This window comes from Pantoea sp. V106_11 (genome assembly GCF_029967885.1).
GTDB lineage: Bacteria > Pseudomonadota > Gammaproteobacteria > Enterobacterales > Enterobacteriaceae > Pantoea > Pantoea ananatis.
Window position 1 is genome coordinate 10,725 of sequence record NZ_JASCAK010000028.1, and the last position, 21,921, is coordinate 32,645.

At 50.3% G+C, this 21,921-nt stretch carries 14 protein-coding genes and 2 pseudogenes; 12 read left to right on the forward strand and 4 right to left on the reverse strand.

The window, feature by feature from the left end; translation table 11 throughout:
- Window position 1 precedes the first annotated feature (1 nt).
- The 8 genes and pseudogenes from QLG08_RS10695 to QLG08_RS10730 all read left to right on the forward strand — a co-directional run bounded on the left by QLG08_RS10695 (window position 2) and on the right by QLG08_RS10730 (window position 15,913).
- Complete coding sequence (locus tag QLG08_RS10695) at window positions 2-12,139, forward strand: hemagglutinin repeat-containing protein (RefSeq protein ID WP_282472904.1); 12,138 nt, start codon at window positions 2-4, stop codon at window positions 12,137-12,139.
- Complete coding sequence (locus tag QLG08_RS10700) at window positions 12,123-12,725, forward strand: hypothetical protein (protein WP_210494645.1); 603 nt, start codon at window positions 12,123-12,125, stop codon at window positions 12,723-12,725. Before QLG08_RS10695 ends, QLG08_RS10700 begins: the two co-directional genes overlap by 17 nt.
- A gap of 139 nt (window positions 12,726-12,864) precedes the next feature.
- Window positions 12,865-13,352, forward strand: a pseudogene (locus QLG08_RS10705) (transposase); the annotation flags it as partial.
- A 301-nt stretch (window positions 13,353-13,653) separates the two neighbouring features.
- The gene (locus QLG08_RS10710; protein ID WP_210494643.1) at window positions 13,654-13,917 is read left to right on the forward strand and encodes a hypothetical protein; all 264 of its coding nucleotides are present in this window, start codon (window positions 13,654-13,656) and stop codon (window positions 13,915-13,917) included.
- A complete protein-coding gene (locus tag QLG08_RS10715; protein WP_210494641.1) occupies window positions 13,914-14,375 on the forward strand; it encodes an immunity 42 family protein in 462 nt (153 codons plus the stop codon). The genes QLG08_RS10710 and QLG08_RS10715 overlap by 4 nt, the downstream gene beginning before the upstream one ends.
- Before the next feature lie 195 nt (window positions 14,376-14,570).
- Window positions 14,571-14,894 (forward strand): annotated as a pseudogene (locus QLG08_RS10720) (transposase); the annotation flags it as partial.
- A gap of 283 nt (window positions 14,895-15,177) precedes the next feature.
- Window positions 15,178-15,480, forward strand: coding sequence for a hypothetical protein (locus QLG08_RS10725; RefSeq protein WP_210494639.1), 303 nt, complete (start codon window positions 15,178-15,180; stop codon window positions 15,478-15,480).
- A 223-nt stretch (window positions 15,481-15,703) separates the two neighbouring features.
- Complete coding sequence (locus QLG08_RS10730; RefSeq protein ID WP_210494637.1) at window positions 15,704-15,913, forward strand: hypothetical protein; 210 nt, start codon at window positions 15,704-15,706, stop codon at window positions 15,911-15,913.
- A 240-nt stretch (window positions 15,914-16,153) separates the two neighbouring features.
- Here QLG08_RS10730 and QLG08_RS10735 read toward each other — a convergent pair whose 3' ends face one another.
- Window positions 16,154-17,035, reverse strand: coding sequence for a LysR family transcriptional regulator (locus QLG08_RS10735; RefSeq protein ID WP_210494635.1), 882 nt, complete (start codon window positions 17,033-17,035; stop codon window positions 16,154-16,156).
- 102 nt (window positions 17,036-17,137) lie between these two features.
- Here QLG08_RS10735 and QLG08_RS10740 point away from each other — a divergent pair, with 102 nt between their 5' ends.
- From QLG08_RS10740 to QLG08_RS10750, 3 genes are all read left to right on the forward strand, one after another.
- The gene (locus QLG08_RS10740; RefSeq protein WP_041457505.1) at window positions 17,138-17,920 is read left to right on the forward strand and encodes an NAD(P)H-dependent oxidoreductase; all 783 of its coding nucleotides are present in this window, start codon (window positions 17,138-17,140) and stop codon (window positions 17,918-17,920) included.
- Window positions 17,921-18,185: 265 nt separating this feature from the next.
- The gene (gene cspA / locus QLG08_RS10745) at window positions 18,186-18,398 is read left to right on the forward strand and encodes an RNA chaperone/antiterminator CspA (RefSeq protein ID WP_009091867.1); all 213 of its coding nucleotides are present in this window, start codon (window positions 18,186-18,188) and stop codon (window positions 18,396-18,398) included.
- 9 nt (window positions 18,399-18,407) lie between these two features.
- Window positions 18,408-18,575 carry a cold-shock protein gene (locus tag QLG08_RS10750; RefSeq protein ID WP_110983139.1) on the forward strand — a complete coding sequence of 56 codons (168 nt, stop codon included), beginning with the start codon at window positions 18,408-18,410 and terminating at the stop codon, window positions 18,573-18,575.
- A 102-nt stretch (window positions 18,576-18,677) separates the two neighbouring features.
- Here the strand turns inward: QLG08_RS10750 and QLG08_RS10755 are convergent, their stop codons facing one another.
- Both QLG08_RS10755 and QLG08_RS10760 read right to left on the reverse strand, forming a co-directional pair.
- Entirely contained in the window at window positions 18,678-18,806 is a 129-nt protein-coding gene (locus QLG08_RS10755; protein ID WP_019106665.1) for a hypothetical protein, read from the reverse strand.
- A gap of 63 nt (window positions 18,807-18,869) precedes the next feature.
- A complete protein-coding gene (locus tag QLG08_RS10760) occupies window positions 18,870-19,832 on the reverse strand; it encodes a chemotaxis protein (RefSeq protein WP_013024807.1) in 963 nt (320 codons plus the stop codon).
- Window positions 19,833-19,992: 160 nt separating this feature from the next.
- Between QLG08_RS10760 and QLG08_RS10765 the strand changes: the two genes are divergently transcribed.
- Window positions 19,993-20,385, forward strand: coding sequence for a NirD/YgiW/YdeI family stress tolerance protein (locus tag QLG08_RS10765; RefSeq protein WP_022622687.1), 393 nt, complete (start codon window positions 19,993-19,995; stop codon window positions 20,383-20,385).
- 33 nt (window positions 20,386-20,418) lie between these two features.
- Here QLG08_RS10765 and dbpA read toward each other — a convergent pair whose 3' ends face one another.
- Window positions 20,419-21,798: an ATP-dependent RNA helicase DbpA gene (gene dbpA / locus QLG08_RS10770; protein WP_210494633.1), complete on the reverse strand. Its 1,380-nt coding sequence runs from the start codon at window positions 21,796-21,798 to the stop codon at window positions 20,419-20,421.
- Window positions 21,799-21,921 lie beyond the last annotated feature (123 nt).

A 21,921-nucleotide genomic window follows, 5' to 3' on the forward strand; every position in this document is an offset into this window, starting at 1 on the left:
TATGGACGATCGTCAGCCTGTTTCCCTTGCCCGTCGCGCGCTGAGCTACCTCATCTGCTATCTGGTGGCGGTGCAACCGATGCTGCCCGTGATGGCCGCAGAAATCACGCCAGTCACGCCAGGCACCAGGATGGATGCGGCAGGCAATGGCGTGCCCGTGGTCAATATTGCAACGCCGAATCAGGCGGGTGTTTCTCATAACCAGTACGATCAATATAACGTCGGGCAACAGGGCCTTATCCTCAATAACGCCACCGGCCAGCTCACGCAGACCCAGCTTGGCGGGCTGATCCAGAACAACCCCAACCTTAAAGCCGGCCAGGAAGCGCGCGCCATTATTAACGAAGTGGTGGGGGCTAATCGTTCACAACTGCAGGGCTATACCGAAGTGGCCGGTAAAGCCGCCAATGTCATGGTGGCTAACCCTTACGGCATTACCTGTAACGGCTGTGGCTTTATCAATACGCCGAACGTGACGCTGACCACCGGTAAACCGCAGTTTGATGCCAACGGCAACCTGGCCGCGCTGGAGGTCAGTAAAGGCACCATTACCATCGAGGGCCAGGGACTGGACGGCAGTAAAGCCGATGCAGTATCGATTGTGGCACGCGCAACGGAAATCAATGCCGGGATTCACGCCAAAGATCTCACCGTTACGCTGGGAGCAAACCGCGTCGGGCAGGATGGATCGATAACGCCCATTAACGGCGAAGGGCCTGCGCCCGGCGTGGCGGTCGATACCAGCGCACTGGGCGGCATGTACGCCAACCGCATTCATCTGGTGTCGAGCGAAAAAGGCGTCGGCGTCAATCTGGGTAACTTACTGGCCAGACAGGGCGATATCACCCTGGATGCGAACGGTAAACTGGCGGTGCATAACAGTCTCAGCAGCGGGGCACTGACCGCCAGTGCGCAAAGCGTAGAGCTGAGCGGTGAACATAAATCCGCTGGCCCGGCGACGATAACCGTACAAAACGCTATCAGTCTGCACGATGGGAGCCTGGGGAGCGATCGCACTATTGCATTGCAGGGCGGCAAGCGTCTGCAAATCAACAGCGGCAAGATCGTGGCCGGTGACAGCATCAACCTTGCCGCGACCAGCCTGTCGCTCGACAACGGCAGTGCACTCAATGCCACCAATAACATCTCGTTCAACGCGCAGCCAGACTTCACCGGCGGCTTAAGCCTGGACCCGGCCGGTCAGTTTGATAATGCCGGACAGGTAACCGCGGGCAATAACCTGTCTGTTAATACATTTACGACAGGCAACAGCGGCGGGTTACTCGCTAAAGGGCAGCTCGCCATGGTCGGTAATTATGTTACGAACCAGGGGATTCTGCAGGGCAATAACGTCAGAATTAAGAGTAACAGCCTGAATAACGGCGGCACTTTGCAGGGTGCCGATGCTGTAACGCTGGATGCTTTTACGCTGGAAAACAACGGGACGCTCATTGCTAAAGGTCAGTTAAATGCTGTCAGCAACAGTTTTGATAACAGGGGCACATTGCAGGGAAGTGGTGTTGACATAAAAAGTGATGCCTTACGTAACAGCGGAACTTTGCAGAGTGCCGGTTTACTGACCCTGAATGGCAATTCGCTGGATCAACTGGGCACGCTTGGGGCGACGGGCGACGGCGTTTTAACTTTTCGCGATCGCATAAGCAACACGCAGGGCGCCAGTCTGTTGAGTGATGGCGCATTAACTCTGTCGACGGGCGATCTGTTTCAGGACGGGAACCTGTCGGGGCGCTCGGGGCTGGCAATCAACAGTGACAACCTGAGCAGCGCAGCCGGTGCTTCAAGTGCCAGCCAGGGTGATATCGCGCTTCAGGTAGGTAAACACGTTGATATTAACGGCGACGTCAACGCCGACGGGATGCTGACGTCGACAAGCGGCAGTTTACACACGGGCACGACGGCACATCTGCAGGGGCAAAACATTACTCTGCGGGCGGGGCAGATCGCGCTGGAAGGAACGCAGGCGGCTAAGCAACGGCTACACATTACGGGAACGGATCTGACGCACGCCGGCAAAAGCAGTGGTGATGACGTGATACTCAGCGCGTCAGGCTCGCTGAGTAACCAGGGTTCCCTGGTCGCGAATGATGGGTTACAGGCCAACGCCGCAAATCTGAGTAATACGGGAACGGGGAGCGGTAAGGATATTAACTTCACTGCCACCGGTACGCTGATAAACGCCAGTGCGCTGGTCGCGAAAAATCAGTTGCAGGTGGGCTCCGCATCATTAAATAACAGCGGCACGCTGACCGCGCCGCAGCTGTCACTGAGCAGCGACAGCCTTATCAACAGCGGTCTGATACAGGGAACGCAGAATCTGGCGCTGCGCAGCCAGGACCTGACCAACCAGCGCTCAGGCAGTATTGCGACGGCGGGCGATTTAACCCTTACGCTGCCAGACTTCAGCAACAGCGGACTGCTCAGCACGGGCGGTGCACTGCAGCTCAGCGGCGGCAGTCTGACCAACGACGGCGAAATCAACGCGCTTTCGCTTCAGTCCGACAATGGCCGGCTGACTAACCTGGCCGGTGGTAAATTGCTGGCTACAGGTGCGCTGCAACTGGCAAACGATCAGTTTAACAATAGCGGGTTGGTTGCCGCAAAAGGGCTGGGGCTCAATGCCGCAACGCTTGATAACGCAGGCCGCGTTCAGGGCAGCGACAGCCTTACTCTTCAGGCCGGTACATTCACTAACCGCCAGGGGGGCGAACTGCTGACTACGGGACAACTCACCCTGAACAGCGGTGACCTGACTAACGCAGGATTAATTCAGGCAGATAAACTGGCTCTGACGGCGGATAACTGGCAAAACAGCGGCAATGCGCTCAGCGCAGGCGATGCCACGCTGAAGGCGAAAACCCTGACCAACAGCGGCAAGATACTGGGTCAGCAAAGCGTCGATCTGCAGGGAAATACCACAGACAACAGCGGCTGGTTACTGGCAAAAGTGCTGGCCTTTCAGGGCGATTTAATCAACAGCGGACTGATTCAGGGCGATACGGCGCTGACGTTGAAAGGCGGTAGTCTGAGCAATCAGGCGACGGGCCAGTTGCAGACGGCGGGTAGTGCTGACATTACGGCCTCCTCTCTGAACAACCAGGGACAGCTGCAGGGCGATAATCTGGCTGTCACAGCACAAAGCTGGCAAAACAGCGGCAGTGTGCAGGCCACAAAAAATATCACCGCCTCTGTGGCTGGGGAGCTTAACAACGGTGGCACCCTGACGGCCCAGCAGGCAATGAACCTGCAGGCTGGCAAAGTAACCAATGCGGGCACGCTTGCTGCGGATCAGCTAACTATTCAGGCTCCCCAGCTCAGTAATGCTGGCCTGCTACAGGGCAACAGCGCACTGGCGATAACCAGCGCGCAAATTGCTAACCTGGCGAACGGTCGGCTTGACAGCGGAAGCGGACTGAGCCTGGCACCTGTCCAGTTGGTAAATGATGGGCTGTTACAGGTGGCGGGCACCTTCAGCATCAACGGCGGCGATTTTACCAATAACGGCCAGGTGAATGCGGACGCGTTGAATACTGCGCTGACCGGCACGCTGAATAATGGCGTAAACGGCAAGCTGCTGGCGCGTCAGCTGGCGCAGGTCCAGGCGCAGTCACTGACTAACGCCGGTAGCGTTGCAGGCCAGCAATTGCAGATAACGGGCGATACGTTACAAAATCAGGGGCTGCTGCAGGGCGATAACGCGCTGACGGCAGGGTTCCGTCAGTTGAATAACCTTGCGGGCGGCCAACTGATTACCGGTGGCGCACTGACGTTGCAGGGTACGGACGCCCGTAACGCAGGAACCTGGCAGGGCAGCCAGCTCAGTTACCGTTTCGGCAGCTTAAAAAACACCGGTACCCTCAACGGCACTCGTGCACTGGACGGGCAAACCACGGGGCTGCTGGATAACAGCGGCAACCTGATTACGGGCGGTAACGCCAGCCTGAATGCCGAGAGCCTGACTAACAGTGGCAAAATCATGGCAAGCGGGCTGACGCTGCGTGCCGGATCGCTGAATAACAGCGGCCTGTGGCAGGGCTCCACCTCCCTTGATGCGCTCAGCACCGGCGATCTCACCCAGTCTTCAACAGGCAGAGCGTTAAGCGGTGGCGATCTGCTGCTTGGCGCGGCGACATTAAACACGGCTGGCACCCTGCAGGGGGTGAATGCCGAGATAACGTCTGGTAGCTGGCAAAACCAGGGCTCGCTGCTGAGCACCGGCGAGCTTACCGCCGCGATCGATAACGATATTAATAACGGAGGATCACTCCTCAGTCAGGGCGGTGCACAACTCAGTGCGCAAAATCTGGTGAATAGCGGCTCTGTCCTCGCCGAAAAAGCCATGACGCTTAACGGCGGTTCGCTGAACAACAGTGGCGCCATTCAGGGCGATACGCTGTCGGTTACTCCCGCCAGCGTGACCAACCAGGGCAACCTTATCGGTCTGAAATCCCTGACGCTCGGACCTGCCCCGCAGCGGTTCAGAATGCTGCTGGCGCAGAGCGCTCCGACGCGTGAACTTGTGAATAACGCGGGAGGACAGCTTCTCACGCAGGGCGCGTTAACGATTACGGCCGATAACGTCACCAACAACGGATCGTGGCAGGGGCAACAGATCCTGCTGAATGCGGCAAAACTGGCCAACGGTGGAGCGATTCAAAGTGCCGATGGCCTGCAACTTACCCTGAGCGACAGGCTGGATGCCGCCGCAGGCAGCAAGATCTCTGCCAACGGCACCGCAGCCTTACAGGCGCTGACGCTGGCGAATCAGGGGCAATGGGTGGCTAAAAACCTCACCCTGAAAGGCGACACGCTAAACAATAACGGGGAAATTACTGGCGCGGACAGCCTTAGCGTGCAGCTCAACGGCGCGCTGACACAGCAGCAGGATAAGAACCTGCTCAGTGCCGGAAAAATCAGCCTGCAGTCGGCATCGCTGAATAATTTGGGCCGTATTCAGGGAAGCGATCTTCAGATTAACACCGGTGCGTTAGATAACGCGGGCCGCCTGCAGGGTGACAATAACCTGCTGCTCAGCGCCACCGGGCATCTCACCAACGCCGCGAATGGCACTCTGGTTTCTCAGAACGCGCTGACGCTGACCACACCAGATCTCTATAACTATGGTCTGATTCAGGGGGCTGGTGGCACAGTCAACGCCACCAACTCAGCCACCAATAACGGCAGATTACTGGCTGGCGGCGCGTTGACCTTTACCACACCGCAACTGGTAAATAATGGCTGGCTGCAGGCCGGACAGCTCACGCTGAACGCGTCCGGCTTAACTAACAACGGTACGCTGCTAGCCGATCAACAGGGCACTCTGAACGGCACCAATTTCCAGAACCAGGGCATGACGCAGGGCGGCAACCTGGCCGTTAATTATCAGAATCTCGGTAACAGCGGCACCGTGCTCGGCACCGGACAACTGAACGTGAATGCCGCGCAGGTTAACCTGGCCGGATCGGGACGGCTGTTCAGCGGCGGCGGTTTGACGCTGGTGAGTAACGGTTTTGACCAGTTCGGTCAGGTCGTTGCGCTGGGCGATGTGCTAGTGAATCTGGCGAACAGCTTCGTCAGTCATAACACGCTGGCAGCGGGCAACCGGCTGACGCTTAACAGCAACGGATCGCTGGAAAATCAGAGCACAATGCAGGGCCAGGGCGTGACGCTGAATGCGGGCGGCGACCTCACCAACAACGGCCAGATCACCACCGGCGGCGCTGACAGCAGCCTGACAGGCAACCGCATCGCCATGAACGGTGCTGGCAGCCTGCAGGGCGGCGGCAACGTTACCCTGAACAGCCGTAGTGATGTCACCCTAGACGGTTTTACCGGCACGCTCGGTAACCTGACCATCAGCACGCCAGGCAGCCTGGTCAACACGGCGCTGCTTTACGCCGGGCAGAATCTCTATTTATTTGCTAACAGCATCCGCAACCAGCGCGGCGATATTCTGGCGGGCAACAGCCTGTGGATGCAGCGCGATGGCGCGGGCAATGCCAACGGGGAAGTGATCAACACCTCAGGGACGATTGAGACCCAGGGTGGGGATATTAATATCAATACCGGGCATTTGTTGAATCAATGGGAAAGTATAAATCAAGGCAGTACAGTTACCGAAAATATACTAAACTCTTATCCTAAATTCGAGGGGGATGAGCCAGATATAATACACGTACCATCAATTTTATTTAAGCCTGAAGAAATTGCTTATGTGAATGTCGCGAATCCTCAGGTGTTTTATGATTGTAACTGTAAACCACCACCGCATTCATATGCTATTCAGGTTGATCCTAATAAAGAAAAAGAAGTGGTCGTATCCAGAGTTATTTACAATACGACTGCTACTGGGAATAAAGGCAGTATAGTTTCACACGGAAATATAACAGGGAATGTTCAGGTTTTAGATAATCTTGCCAGTGTTATATTTTCGCAGGGTAACATTTCCCTTAAAGGGAGTAAATTGAATAACCAGACTTGGCAGTCAGGGGTTCAAACTGTTTATAGGATTTATACGCCTTACGATTGGTCTTTACTTTCTTTCTTTAAGCCATATTCTTGGGATAAAGAAATTATCACGTCAAGGCCACAGTTCAACATACCCAATGAGTTTTTAGATGCAATAACATTCAAAGCTACAGATAGGTTTAGGACTGAAACAGCATCGTCTTATAGAGGTGTTTTACAAAGTAATGGGAATTTATCTCTCAACTTTACTGATTTTATTAACAATAGTGATAGCATTGATGTTAAAGGGAAAATTACACCTGCTCTATCTCGTCCTGTGATAAGTACAATTGCCCAGCATGATATCATTTCCGGTTTAGCTCCATCCAAGATGAATACCTTTGATTCTTATCCTGTTGATAATTTGGCATGGCGCAGTTTATTGATTGATGCTTTGCGTGAAATCAATTCAATTGAGTCATTGGATAATATACGTTATAGCGATTCTTCGCTCATCCCTCATTCTACACATTCAGAAAAGTATCCTTTATCATTTGAAATAAAATCTCTTGAGAGAAATACTTATGAGTCTTTACAAGCAGACAACATTCTAACTAAACCTGCCTCTGTAGACCTAACCGCATATCCTTTACCTCAGTCTAATAATGACTATTTCATTTTTTCAAAAAAACCTGGAAGTCGGTATCTTATTTCAGTTAATCCTAAGCTCAATGAATTGGGTAACTTAGATACAGGATATTTTAATGAGCTCAATGCACTGCTCAACAGACAACCCGGTAATGCACCACAAGAAACTCGTCAGCTCTATAATGATAAAACAACATTTCTTGGCTCGTCTTATCTTCTCGATAGACTTAATCTGAAACCTGATTATGATTATCATTTTCTCGGTGATGCGGCGTTTGATACACGTTATGCTACTAATTTTTTATTGAATCAGACAGGTAGTCGTTATCTTAATGGTATTGGTTCTGATCTTGAACAGATGCGTTATTTAATTGACAGTGCAGCATCTCAACAACAGGCATTGGGTTTACAGTTTGGCATTTCATTATCTGCGGATCAGATTGCTTCACTTGATAAAAGTATAATTTGGTGGGAGGCTGTGAGGATAAATGGTGAAACGGTAATGGTACCTAAAATATATTTGTCGCCCAAAGATGTAATGCTTAGGGTTGGGGGGGTTGTTGCTGGGGATAATATAGCGATATCAAGTGGCGGATTTATTAATGGTGGTAGTTCCATAACTGCAAAAAATAATATTTTTGTTGATGCTAATGGGAGTGTTGATAATACGAATAGAGGTATGATAAATGCAGGTGAAGACTTAAATCTTAATGCATTAAATAATATAAATAATATTAGTTCAAGTATAGAAGGTAAAAAAGTTACTCTTGAGAGTGTTAGTGGTGATGTAAATAATATATCTGTGGCATCATCTTGGGAAATTAGTGATTTAACTAAGGATAAAAAATTCTCTTTTGTAAGTGATACTATCTCAGGAACAATGGCGGAAATAAAATCGCTTGATAGTTTGAGTGTTCGGGCTGGTAATAATATCAACAATACGGCATCCAACATCAATGCTGGTGGCAATTTAATGATGAATGCCTGGCGTGATATTATTATAAAAAACAATCAGGAAATATCAGGTTATAGACTTAACGGCTCAGGTATTTTAGATATCAATAACCAAAAAACTATAAGTACAGCCAGCCAGATTTCAGCAGGTCGCGATCTGTCGGTTCAATCTGGTCACGATCTGAACGTCACCGCCAGTAACCTTAACGCCGCAAATGATGCCACGCTGAAAGCGGGCAATGATCTGAACCTCAATAGCGCTACTAACACTCAGAATAATAGAAGTGGTAACCAGGAATCCCATTCCACCGGTCTGGATCGCACGTCCGTCAGCAGCGGCGGTAATCTCAGCCTGGCTGCCGGTCAGGATATCAACAGTCAGGCCGCCGCCATCGCCGCCACAGGTGATGCCGCGCTGAAAGCGGGCCGTGATATCAACCTGAATGCCGAAGCCACCGGTTCCGGTTACAGCGAGAGAGGCGACAAGAAAACTGTTATCAGTGAAACCGTGCGTCAGCAGGGCACCGAGATCGCCAGCGGCGGCAGTACCACTCTGGTAGCCGGTCGCGATATCAATACCAAAGCAACCGATGTGACGGCAAAACAGGATATCGCCCTACAGGCCGGTCGCGACGTTAACCTGAATACGGCGACCGAAAGCGATTATTACTACAAAGAAGAAACCAAAACTAAAAAAGGCTTCCTGAGTAAAAAGACCACGCACACCATTCAGGAAGACAGTGCAACGAATGAAAAAGGCACCCTGCTGAGCGGCAACAATGTCTCAGTTAAAGCAGGTAATGACCTGCTGGTAAAAGGTTCTCAGGTCGTTGGTGATGGCAATGTGGCACTGGATGCCGGTAACAATGTCGATATTGCTGCCGCAACTAATACCGATTCCACATGGCGTTTTTCGGAAACGAAAAAGAGCGGCCTGATGGGAACGGGCGGCATTGGTATCAGCATCGGTAGCAGTAAATCACTGCAGGAGATGCGCGATAAAGGAACAACGCAAAGCCAGAGCATCAGTACCGTCGGCAGTACTAAAGGGAATGTTTCAGTTACCGCTGGCAAGCAGTTGCAGGTTAACGGTGCCGATTTGGTGGCGGGCGGTAATATGGCGCTCCAGGGTGATAGCGTTACTGTTACGCCAGGACACGATCTGCGTACCCACGATGAAAGAACGGAGCAACGTACCAGTGGTTTAACGCTGGCGCTGTCTGGTGCGGTAGCGGAAGCCGTGAACAGTGCAGTCGCTGCGGCGCAGTCAGCCAAACAGCAGAGTGATGGTCGTCTGGCCGCGCTTCAGGCGACCAAGGCAGTCTTGTCTGGCGTGCAGGCGAATCAGGCCAGTCAGCTTGCTCAGGTACAGGGTGATCCTAATAACGGCATCGGCATCAGTATTTCACTTTCTACCCAGCAGTCGAAATCGGAGCAGCATCAGCAGTCAGACACGGTTAACGGCTCAACGATCAATGCAGGCCGTAATCTGAGTATCAATGCCACGGGCAAAGGCCAGGGGCCAGACAGCGGCAATCTAGTGATTTCTGGTAGTCAGCTGAAAGCAGGCGGCGATACGACGTTACAGGCGGCAAACGACATCACCCTAACCGGTGCGGCAAACACCCAGCAAACCACAGGTAAAAACAGCAGCAGCGGCGGCGGCATTGGTGTCAGCTTCGGCGTTGGGGCAGGCAGTGCGGGAGTAAGCGTCTTTGCCAGCGTCAATGGCGCTAAGGGCAATGAGAAAGGCAACGGTACGGTCTGGAGCGAAACGACCCTGGACAGCGGCGGCAAGGTTGCCATCAGCAGCGGTCGCGATACCACATTTAGTGGCGCTCAGGTCAACGGCAACAGCGTGAAGGCGGATGTGGGTCGGGATCTGACTATTACCAGCCTGCAGGACAGCGACAAATACGACTCGAAGCAGTCCAGTTTTGGTGCAGGCGGCAGCTTTACCTTTGGCTCCATGACTGGGTCCGGGTATATCAACGCCAGCCAGGACAAGATGCACAGCAATTTCGACAGCGTGAAGGAGCAAAGCGGTCTTTATGCTGGCAATGGCGGCTTTGATGTCACGGTGGGCAACCATACACAGCTTAACGGTGCGGTCATCGCCAGTCAGGCCGATGCGGATAAAAACCGTCTGGATACCGGCACACTGGGCTTTACCGATCTGCATAACGAGGCCGACTACAAAACCGAGCATCAGGGCATCGGCATGAGCTCGGGTGCCAGTCTGGGCGGTCAGTTTGCCGGGAATATGGCAAATACCATGCTGGCAGGCGAAGGTGGAAAAGGGCATGCTGAAGGGACTACCCAGTCAGCAGTGTCTGACGGTACGATAGTGGTGCGCGATCAGGCTAATCAAAAGCAGGATACCGCCACGCTGAGTCGTGACACGGCACATGCCAACGACAGCATCAGCCCGATCTTTAACAAAGAGAAAGAACAGCAGCGACTGCAGACCGCGCAGATGATTGGCGAGATTGGCAGTCAGGTGGGCGATATTGTCAAAACACAGGGCGCAATTGAAGCGACGCGTGCTGCAAATAATGACATGAAGCAGGTCAGTCCGGAAAAGCTGCAGCAGGCTAAAAAGGACTGGGAAGAAGCGAATCCGGGTAAGACGCCGACCAGTGAGCAAATCAGCAAACAGGCCTGGCAGAGCTATTACGATAAAGCGCTCAGTGCTTCCCCTTACGCCGTTGGCGGGAGCGTGCAGCGCATTGTTACAGCCGCAACGGCTGCCGTGCAGGGGCTTGCCTCGGGTGATATCCGCGCCGCCGCTGCCGGTGGCGCAGCCCCTTATATTGCTAACCTGATCGGACATTCAGATTTAGACCCGGCCAGCCGGTTAATGGCGCATGCGGTTGTTAATGCGGCGCTTGCGGCCGCGCAGGACAAAAATATCGCAGCAGGAGCTGCAGGGGCGGTGACAGGCGAGCTGACCGGCATGCTGGCGAGTGAAATCTACGGCAAGAAGCCGTACGAAATGAATGACAGGGAGAAAGAAACCGTCTCGGCGCTGGCAACACTGGCCGCGGGTCTGTCTGGCGGTCTGGCGGGGAGTGGGGCTGCAGATATGGTTGCTGCTGCTCAGGCCGGGAAGGTTACGGTGGAGAACAATTATCTGAGCAGCACGGAGAAGAGCCTCCAGGCGGAGTTGAACCATAAGCAGAATCTGACGCCTCAGGAGCAACAAGAGCGTGATGCTTTAAATCGTAAGGATCTGGAAAGCGATCTGGCTGTTTACGCTGCTTGTAGTGGCACAGGTGCTGACTGTCAGGCAGAAAGAGAAAAAGCGAAGGCCGCGCAAGATACCTACTTTAACCAGACTTACCAGAACCCGAAAGAGGCTCAGGCAGGCTATCAGCAGATAATGAACTTGCTGAACTCGACAGATCCGAATGCGAAAGAAGTGTTTAACGTTCTGGAAGGGTATACGCAAGCGTTTATGACCTTCGGTTACACAGAGGAAGAAGCCAGAGCGAGAGCAGGAGCCTACGTTGGTTCAATATACATCGCGGGTGGTGTGAGTGCTTTAGTTTCATCTGGAGCACTGACGAAACAGTTTGGGAAGGATGTTGCACTGGGTGCGAAACCCGGAAACTCGACGGCAAAACCTATAGAAAATGCACCAAACTCATCTGAAACTTATTTTCGGGTTGAGGGTGGAGGAAATGGTACACAAACAAGCCAGAATAGAATTAATGTGAACTCTGACGGAAGTGTAACTATTAACTCGGGTTGTAGTGGGCAATTGTGTGTTAGCACTAATGGACCAAATCATGCTGCTTATTATCTGACCAATAGAAGGCAAGATGGCAGCGTAGTCGTATTTGAAGTCGATGCGGCTCTCCATAAACAAATAATGGATGCAGCAGTACCTCAAAGGCCAATTCCTGGGGTACCCAAAGATCCGGATGCTCCTAAGATTGTTGATCCTACAAAAGGTCAACCTAGCGTTTCGCTTGAACTACCTAAGGTGTGGGATAGGTTGATAGAGCAAAACTCATCAAGAGCTCGTGTATTAACAAAAGAGGAATTTCTGAATGAGTTTAACAAATGATTATCAGAATTTACTCGATGCAATTTTTAATGGTGATAAAGATATAGCTATCTTTGTTATGGATGGTATTCATTATTATGTTGTTGATAATAAGGGTAATTACTGCATCGATGTTAGGCCGGAATATAAGGCGTATATAGCTAAAGGATGGATGAAAGAGTCTCTGTATGATGATGCAGTAAGTTCATTCAGAAATGGAGTTCCTGTATTATCTAAAGATAGCTTTAAAGATTACATAACCAAAAATGATGTTACTATTTATACAGTTGACTGGATGAGATCATTCTTCACATTGGGCAGATCTGACGAGCAGCTTGTCAGTTTTTATGATTATGTTGAGCGATTTTTATCTACATTAACAGACCCAGTATCAGTTGAGTGGGATAGCTGGAGAATGCGGCTACCTAAGTTTTATATCAATTTTGACAAAAAAATATATCGCCATACTGATTGGGATAGAAGTCACGAAGCGTCTGTAACTTCTGATTGGAACGCTCAAGCAAATAGTGATTTTGGCTTGTTAGTACCAGACAAAGAGCAATACTGGCTTATTGATGGCATGAATTTTTGGAAATTACAGATGTAGATGGTGAAATCCCGCACTCAGTGGCGGGATTGTAAGTATACCGCTTAAACGAACCATTCACTTTTAGAGATCTTCCGACATACTGATCATGTTCCCTGAGGAGATCGCTATGCGTAAGATCCGATTTACTGAGCACTAGATCATCGCTGTTCTGAAGTCCGTCGAAGTCGGGCGAACTGTTAAGGATGTCTGCCGTGAAGCCGGTATCTCTGAAGCCAGCTATTACAACAGGAAGGCGAAATACGGCGGGATGGAAGCAGCTGATATCAAAAATAAAAGACCCTGAGGACGAAAATCGTCGTCTGAAGCAGATGTTTGCCGACCTGAGTCTGGAGAATCGTGCGTTAAAAGATGTCTTCGGAAAAAAGCTTTAAAACCAGTGATGAAGCGTGAGCTTGTCAGCTATCTGACGGTGCAATTTTCTATGAGCTTACGCCAGGCATGCAGGACATTATCGCTGAGCAGGACGGTGTATTTTTACCAGCCCGATCTCCGCCGGGATGAGCACGTGATCCTGGCGCTGACAGAAGCGGCTGAACGTTATCCCCGGTACGGTTTTAAGAAGCTGTTCCAGGTGCTGAACAGACAGGATAATGCTGGAATCACAAGCGCGTGCCCCGGATTTATAGATATCAGGGAAAAGGACAGGAAAAATAATTTTATTTTATTCTTGAATGAACAGGCAGATGCTTGTTGATTAAACTGTAGATATTCTATCTAACTTACGTGTGTTTCAATATGGAATAACCTCATAGATGCGTCCATGATTCACGCAGATGAATTTTTTAGGTATGACCATTAAGTAAATTCGGCAACGTCAGGTCTTACCACACGCACCAATACAAGTGTGAGGGTTAGGTATATTCAGCGATGATACCGGAGCAATTATCAACCAATAGGTTGATTTATTAAATCGAATGGAAAATATATGCCAGGTCAGTTGGGAAATAAGCTTGGCGCTGGTATTGAACCTCAATATTCACTAAAGCTTTTTGAGCAATCAATTCCGAGTACACAACAATATTCAAATAAGGAGGTTAGATTTGCTGTTGATAGCCAAGGGAATGTGCATCGCTTTGTTGGTACGAATGGTGAATATCATTGGAACGGAAGTACTGCAGATAAGAATGCTTTGACTAGTGGTCAAATACCAGCTGCAATCCAGAAACAATTAGGAGTAAGAATAAAATGATTTATGGCGATCCATTTCATTTTGCTCTCCAGTTTGACGTCGTTGAATGCTGGAACGATCCAGATGATATCTGGAAAAATGGTCTTTTTGCTTTATATATTGAAGGTAAAAAGGTGTTTGATGACGTAGACGCTTTTGAGTTACGAACAACGTTCAGCTTTTATTCAAAATCACCAATAAACCAGCTTGTTACCAACGATTTAGATTTTGGTGCTGATGAGCTTTATAACAATGCAAAAGATTATTTTCTTGGAGGCGGTGAAAAATTGATTGATGGATTATTTGATATGACATGTGTCCCGATGGAAGATAAACGTTGCTATCTTTACTTTATCAAGACAAGTGTTGGCGATCGGCTTGTATGGAGTGCTAATACTAGTGATCAGATAAACGAAACAGTTCTACCGCCAGGAACAATTCTTAATGTAATCAGTAAATTACAAGATTGTCATTTATAATGCTATCTCGGTCATCATGGCGGGTTTTCTTTAGCAAACGCGGATCCATATATGAAATAAGGGCCATTAAATGCAGATGGAAAAATATTGAGGTGTCAGGTGATTTTCGCCGGGGTGTGTAAGTATCCCGCTTAATTGAACCATTCATTTTTAGAGATCTTCCGACATACTAATTATGCCCCTGATGAGATCACCATGCGTAAAGCCCGATTTACCGGGCACCAGAACATCACCGTTCTGAAGTCTGTTGAAGCCGGACGTACCGTCAAAGATGTCTGCCGCGAAGCGGGAATATCTGAGGCTTCATACTATAACTGGAAAGCGAAGTATGGCGGCATGGAAGCCTCTGATATCAAAAAGACGAGGGTTCTTGAAGACGAAAATTGCCGTATCAAGCATATGTTTGCGGACCTGAGTCTCGAGTGCCGTGCCCTGAAAGACGTTATTGAAAAAGCTTTAAAACCAGCGATGAAGCGTGAGCTTGTCAGCTATCTGACGGTGCAATTTTCTATGAGCTTATCTAAAGATAGATATCAGGGAAAAGGACAGGAAAAATAATTTTATTTTATTCTTGAATGAACAGGCAGATGCTTGTTCATTAAACTGTAGATATTCTATCTAACTTACGTGTGTTTCAATATGGAATAACCTCATAGATGCGTCCATGATTCATGCAGATGAATTTTTAGGTTTGACCATTAAGTAAATTCGGCAACCTCAGGTCTTACCACACGCCCCAATACAAGTGGGTGGGGTAGGTACATTCAGCGATGATATCGAATCAATTATCAATGAACTCGGATTGCCGAAATCAACTGATTTTGGACCAAGGAAAGGTGGGTTTAATTTATTGAATACACCTGATGATTTGTATAAAAATCCAACCCAGCTTTGGAAAGAATACAATAAACCATGGCTTGATAATGTAATATTAAGAAATGATCCGATATTGCTTGCGGCAAAGCCAGTAAAAGATAATTTGTATCGAATGAATGAAAGTACGCAACAGATGGAAATGACAGGATTTGGTCGTGAGTATAACTATTTAATTGATAATGGGTATGGTTTTGATAGTAAGACAATGCAAATGATTAAGGATAAATGAAATGAATAATTATCAATTGCCATTTTGTAGTATTTTTGATTCGATTATTAAAATTTATTATTTTGATGTTAAGCCGAGGGGAGATTATACCATTCTCTTAGTAAGGGACTCTTATCAAATTGAATTTATAATGTGGGGGGAGACCGTTGAGGTTAATTTTTTCCTAATTAAATCACATTAGGATGTGTTGGTTTATTATGTGAGGGATTTTATTGTGACATACATGACTGATGATGATAGGGTAGTTGAGCCTGATATTGAAAATTTTAAAGGCAACTTCGTTTATATAAGAAATTTAAAAAGCCTTTGTTATTTTTCAAACGCATTGAAAAACCATTTTACTTGTATGCTTGAAGGAAGGATGGATAGGCTTGAAGCATACGAAAAATCAGAGTGGTATAGCGAGCCAAGAATTGAAAAAAGAAAAGTTTGATTGTTAGATATATGATGCGAGTTAGAATTTTAACCTTTACGTTCACTTCAAAACGCCCAGGAATGCTCATTAGTGGTGACATGAGCATTCCTGGTAATTCATAAATAATTATGCCAAACATCTTATCAGGCTCTTAAAGCAGCTTATAGAAAAAATGGTAAAAACCATGTCCACGTTAAATGCCGAATACCATCTGGATTCAGCATGAACGCCGAAACTCCTCACTATATAGACATGCTTCTAAAACCTCCCCACCACCCTTTCCCTCAACCACCTATGCCCCAAATCCCGGTGCGATCGCTCATGCCACAGCATCACCAGCTCAAAGCCCGGAATCGCCATCGGGGGCTTCACGGTCATCAATCCCGGCATCATCGCCGCCACTCTCTCCGGCATCAACGCCACCAAATCGCTGGTGCTTAGCACGCTGCCCATTAACAGAAAGTGGGGCACAGAGAGCACCACTTTCCGGCTCAACCCTCTGGCTTCCAGCACGCTATCCGTCACACCGCGAAAGCCGCCGCCGTCTGGCGATACCACTACATGCTCCAGCGCGCAGAGTGCTTCGGCGGTGATATCAGAATGCAGGACGGGATGACCCTGACGTCCTGCCACCACGTAGCGCTCCTGAAACAGCGGGCGGATATGCAGCCCGTCAGGTACGCCGTCACGCAAATGAAGTACCAGATCGACCGTGCCTTTTTCCAACTGCTGCGCGATCAACGCGGGTTTCATATCCAGAATGGCGAGCCGGGTGCCCGGTGCTTCCTGACGTAATGCTGCCATCAGGGGAACCAGTGCCGTCTGGGCACCGTAATCCGTGGCGGCCACGCGCCACTCCTGAACGGCGTCGGCAGGGATAAACGGGCCTGGCGCAGCAACCACCTCATCGATCATGCCGCTTAGTTGCTCAAGCGAAAGGCGTAACGCCTCGGCGCGCGCGGTGGGGCGCATGCCATGAGATACCGGGATCAGCAGGGGATCGTTAAACCACTCACGCAGGCGCTCAAGCCGGGCACTGACAGAAGGCTGAGAAAGATTTAGCCGCTGCGCCGTCCGGCTCACGCTGTTTTCCTGTAACAGCACATTCAGAGTCATTAACAGGTTGAGATCGGGTTTCATGGTATCAGTCTTGCCTATAGTGAATATCCATTCATTTACTTTTACTGATAGCACATTCGGATGCAGGCTACATCTCAGATTCCCATCAAAGCAGGTGATTTTATGAATGTGTTAATCGTTGTTGCCCACCCTGAACCCCATTCTCTTAACGGCGCGCTGGCGCGTTTCTCCGTCAGCCACCTGGAGCAGTTGGGTCATCAGGTGCGCGTTTCCGATCTCTATGCCATGAACTGGGAGGCGCGCGTCTCGTCGGCAGACACGCAGCATCGCCAGAATGCCGAACGCTTTGATCCCTCTTTTGAATCCACCCAGGCTTTTGAAGGCGGCTTCCAGAGTGAAGATATTGTGCAGGAACAGGAAAAACTGTTGTGGGCCGATGCGGTGATTTTACAGTTTCCGCTCTGGTGGTTTTCTATGCCGGCAATCATGAAAGGCTGGATCGATCGTGTTTACGCCTGCGGCTTTGCTTATGGCGTGGGGGAGCACTCAGATACGCACTGGGGCGACCGCTATGGCGAAGGAACGCTGGCAGGGAAGCGTGCGATGCTGGTTGTCACGATGGGCGGATGGGAATCCCACTACAGCCCACGCGGCATCAACGGCCATATCGATGACATTCTGTTCCCCATTCAGCATGGCATCTTGTTTTATCCCGGTTTTGACGTGCTGCCGCCTTTTACGCTTTATCGCACCGGCCGCACCGACAGCGCGCGCTTTGCAGCACTGTGTGCAGAGCTGGGCGAGCGTCTGGATAATCTGTTTGTGACCGAACCTGTCGCCTATTATCGGCAAAACGGCGGCGATTACAGGATACCGGATCTTACTTTGCGCGACGATCTGGCGGCAGGCGAGCAGGGGCACCACGTGCATATTCGCAAACCGTAACAAATGAACGGGCCAGATTTCTGTGCATGACGTTCATCTGGCCCACTCGCAACTATTTTAAAATAACCCTTGCATGCATCAGCAGGATATGACCTAATGAATCGTCGGTTTGATTAACAGACACTATCAAAGTAAGTAACCAAAGCAGTTCTCATCTCTAAGCCTGTCGCGAGACATTCCTTCTTTTTGAGTCTTCTCTTACGTTCTGATTAAAATCTGTTCTCAGGCCATTACGCCGGAAGGCTCTATTATTAAGGAATTAAACATGTCTAACAAAATCCGCGGTACCGTTAAATGGTTCAACGCTGAGAAAGGCTTCGGTTTCATCTCTCCTCAGGACGGCAGCAAAGATGTATTCGTACATTTCTCTGCAATTCAGGGCACAGATTTCCGTTCATTAGATGAAGGTCAACAAGTTGAGTTTACAGTAGAAAATGGTGCCAAAGGCCCAGCTGCTGCGAACGTTGTTGGTCTCTAAGGACTGAAAATTACGCGTTTTAAATGTCCTCACTGTAGTGGCTCGCAGTACCGTACATCACATTTCGATGTGACAAGAGCCAACCCGCATGGAGCGAAATGCATTTTTTGCAAAACGGTCGTTGTTCAAATTAACGCGACAAGGATTGCAGCTCAGAGCCAGCCTCAGGCGCTCTGAAAAGGCTAAAGAGTTCTATAGCGTTGTTGCATTTACCGTAATAAAAGGCTGCCACTGGCAGCCTTTTTTGTTTCCCTTCCGACAACGTTCCGCTGCTATTGACTAAACCATCAGGGCAAGCACGCCGCCCCAGAACAGCAGGCAGAAAGCGATCGCTGCAATCCAGCTCAGCTGACGGACACGACCACGAAACAGTGACTTACGGATGACGGGAAGCGTTTCACTATGCATTCTTATATTCTCGAGTGGTGGATATCAAGCCTTACTGGGCAGGGATAAGCTGCCCGTTACGTCTTAGCTCGCGGCTTCCATTGCTTTAAAAATCACGTCAGACAGTTCGTTCAGTTCGAACTTCGCCACATAGCCATCGGCACCGACTTTGCGCACGTGATCTTCGTTTGCGCTGCCAGAAAGCGAGGAGTGGATCACCACAGGAATATGGCGCAGCGTCGTATCACGCTTGATATTGCGTGTCAGCGTAAAGCCGTCCATTTCTGGCATTTCCAGATCGGTTAACACCAGCGCAATCTTGTCGTGAATGGATTCACCCTGGGCCTGAGCCTGCTGATGCATCTCTTTGATTTTTTCCCATGCTTCCAGGCCGGTGTTGCACATGATGGCGGGAATACCCATGCTCTTCAGGCCTTGCTCCAGCAGTTGACGGGCAACTTTAGAATCTTCCGCCACAATCGCCACTGAACCCGGCTTCATTTTGAACTGACGCTCTTTCGGGGCTTCCGGCTCAACGCCGCGCACAGACGGGATGATGTCATACAAAATTTGCTCAACGTCCAGCACCATGGCCAGATTGCTTTTTTGTTCATCGTCATCAAGGCAGGCGATACTGGTGATATTACGGCCACCGATCCCGGCTTCAGCGGTATGCACCTGGCTCCAGTTAAGGCGCACGATGTTTTCGACAGACTCGACGGCAAACGCCTGGGTGTTTCGCGCGTACTCGGTCACCAGCAGCAGGTTAAGTCCCGTTTCTGGAACACAGCCTGCGACAGCCGGTAAATCAATCACCGGAATAAACTGTCCGCGGATACTGGCCATGCCGAGCAACGGCGAACGCATGCCTGCGGCTTTGGTAATCGGCGGCATCGGTACAATTTCACGCAGTTTAAATACGTTGATACCAAACAGCTCTGATTTACCTTTTAACTGGTCAGAGCCCAGGCGAAACAGCAGCAGCTCAAATTTGTTCGATAACGCGAGATTTGCTCTCTCGTCGATCTCTTTCTGAAAATTATCCATTGTTGCCTCAGCATCAGCGCAGCAGGTGAAAAGGGTTGTGATGAAGTTATCGGCAGCAAGTGCAAAAAGGTGAGAGGGGAAAATCTAACGGCCGCATATTCTTGTGCCAGGCTTAACAGTGACTATTCAACATGGACACCTTCCCTTAAAGGAGTACGAGATGAAAAAAGTATTACTGGCCGCCTTGTTAGCCATGGCAACGTATGGTGCATATGCAGAGCAAGGTGGTTTTAAGACAGGCGATACGCCGCCGCCGCAGAGCAAACAGGATGCGGGCTACAAAGGATCGGAAGATACCGGGCAAACCCACATCGATCAGATCCGTGACTTCCGCCAGGGCGGTTACGTCACGCTGGAAGGCTATATCGTTAAAAAATTAAAGGGCGATAATTATCAGTTTCGTGACGATACCGGCCATGTGACCCTCATCGCGCCGGAAAAAACGTTCGGTGGTAAAACCTATACCGCTAATGACAAAGTGCGAGTGAGTGGCAAGGTGCAGGGGAAAGGCGACAAAACAACGCTGCACGTGACGCGGATAGATGAGCCATAAAAGCGTGGGCGAGAGTGAGTCTCGCCCTTTTTTTTAATCTTTTAACAGGACTGCGCGGCAGGTCTTGCCTTTAATTTTACCCTGCTTGAGCTTGACCAGTGCGTGCTTAGCCTGGGCCGCTTCTATCGCCACATATGCATGAGTCGCGGTGAGATCGATTTTACCGATTTGGTCAGCCCGGTAACCCGCTTCGCCCGTCAGTGCCCCCAGGATATCGCCGGGGCGGATTTTGGCTTTACGCCCGCCATCAATGCAGAGCGTCATCATGGCGGCCGGTAACGCTTTACTGCTTTTCTTTAACGAACTGGCCGCAACCCAGGGCAGCTTCTGTTGCAGGAAGTCTTCAAGAGCATGAGCGCGTGCCATTTCGTCTGCAGCGACAAAGCTCACCGCTGCGCCCTGTTCGCCAGCGCGCGCGGTGCGGCCAATGCGATGCAGGTGCACTTCCGGATCCCAGGCCAGCTGATAGTTTACCACCAGCGACAGCAACTTGATGTCCAGCCCACGGGCCGCAACATCGGTTGCGACTAATACGCGGCCGCTGCCGTTGGCAAAACGGATCAGCACCCGTTCGCGATCGCGTTGTTCCAGATCGCCATGCAGGGGCAGGGCGCTGATATCGCGTGCATTGAGCGCAGCCGCAATATCATCGCACTCCCGCTTGGTATTACAGAACACCACGCAGGAAGAGGGCTGGCGTTCGCTGAGCAGACTGATCAACAGTGACAGCTTTTCACCGTGGCTGGCTTCAATAAACTGCTGCTCGATAGCAGGGAGTTCACTCACTTCTTCCGTGACCACGCTCAGCGCCTCACGCTGAAAGCGCTGGCTCAGGGCGGCAATGCCTTCCGGCCAGGTCGCGGAAAACAGCAGCGTCTGACGTGATGCTGGCGTGGCAGCGATAATCGTTTCCATATCGTCGCGGAAGCCCATTTCCAGCATGCGATCGGCTTCGTCCAGTACAAGCGTACGCAGGCTCTCCAGCTTCAGCGTCTCACGCTTAATGTGATCCAGAATACGGCCCGGTGTGCCGACCACGATATGAGGCGCATGCACCAGCGAATCGCGCTGGGCGCTCATAGGCTGGCCGCCACATAAGGTTAAGATCTTAATGTTGCGCGTGAAGCGGGCTAACTGCCGCAGGACGTTACTGACCTGCTCGGCCAGTTCCCGGGTCGGGCATAAAATCAGCGCCTGCGTCTGAAAGTGAGCGCTGTCGATATGCTGCAGCAACCCAATGCCAAATGCGGCGGTTTTACCGCTGCCGGTTTTGGCCTGCGCACGCACGTCGCGTCCGTCTAAAATCGCGGGCAGCGTGGCGGCCTGAACCGGCGTCATGCTGGTATAGCCCATTTCGCGCAGGTTATCGAGCTGGCTGTCGGGAAGAGAATTAAGCGAGGAAAAAGCGGTCACGGGTGCGGCCTCTGCGGCTAAAAGTGGGGGGCATCATTGCGTGCGCAAGTCTGTCAGAAAGCGTGCGCAACGGCAACGTTAACCTTATGAATAAATAATATCCATTTCACGCGAGTTTTTTTA

Coding starts and splice junctions, on each gene's coding strand:
- QLG08_RS10695 (WP_282472904.1), top strand. CDS start 2: ATGGACGATCGTCAGCCTGTTTCCCTTGCCCGTCGCGCGCTGAGCTAC.
- QLG08_RS10700 (WP_210494645.1), top strand. CDS start 12,123: ATGAGTTTAACAAATGATTATCAGAATTTACTCGATGCAATTTTTAAT.
- QLG08_RS10710 (WP_210494643.1), top strand. CDS start 13,654: ATGCCAGGTCAGTTGGGAAATAAGCTTGGCGCTGGTATTGAACCTCAA.
- QLG08_RS10715 (WP_210494641.1), top strand. CDS start 13,914: ATGATTTATGGCGATCCATTTCATTTTGCTCTCCAGTTTGACGTCGTT.
- QLG08_RS10730 (WP_210494637.1), top strand. CDS start 15,704: ATGACTGATGATGATAGGGTAGTTGAGCCTGATATTGAAAATTTTAAA.
- QLG08_RS10735 (WP_210494635.1), bottom strand. CDS start 17,035: ATGAAACCCGATCTCAACCTGTTAATGACTCTGAATGTGCTGTTACAG.
- QLG08_RS10740 (WP_041457505.1), top strand. CDS start 17,138: ATGAATGTGTTAATCGTTGTTGCCCACCCTGAACCCCATTCTCTTAAC.
- cspA (WP_009091867.1), top strand. CDS start 18,186: ATGTCTAACAAAATCCGCGGTACCGTTAAATGGTTCAACGCTGAGAAA.
- QLG08_RS10755 (WP_019106665.1), bottom strand. CDS start 18,806: ATGCATAGTGAAACGCTTCCCGTCATCCGTAAGTCACTGTTTCGTGGT.
- QLG08_RS10760 (WP_013024807.1), bottom strand. CDS start 19,832: ATGGATAATTTTCAGAAAGAGATCGACGAGAGAGCAAATCTCGCGTTA.
- QLG08_RS10765 (WP_022622687.1), top strand. CDS start 19,993: ATGAAAAAAGTATTACTGGCCGCCTTGTTAGCCATGGCAACGTATGGT.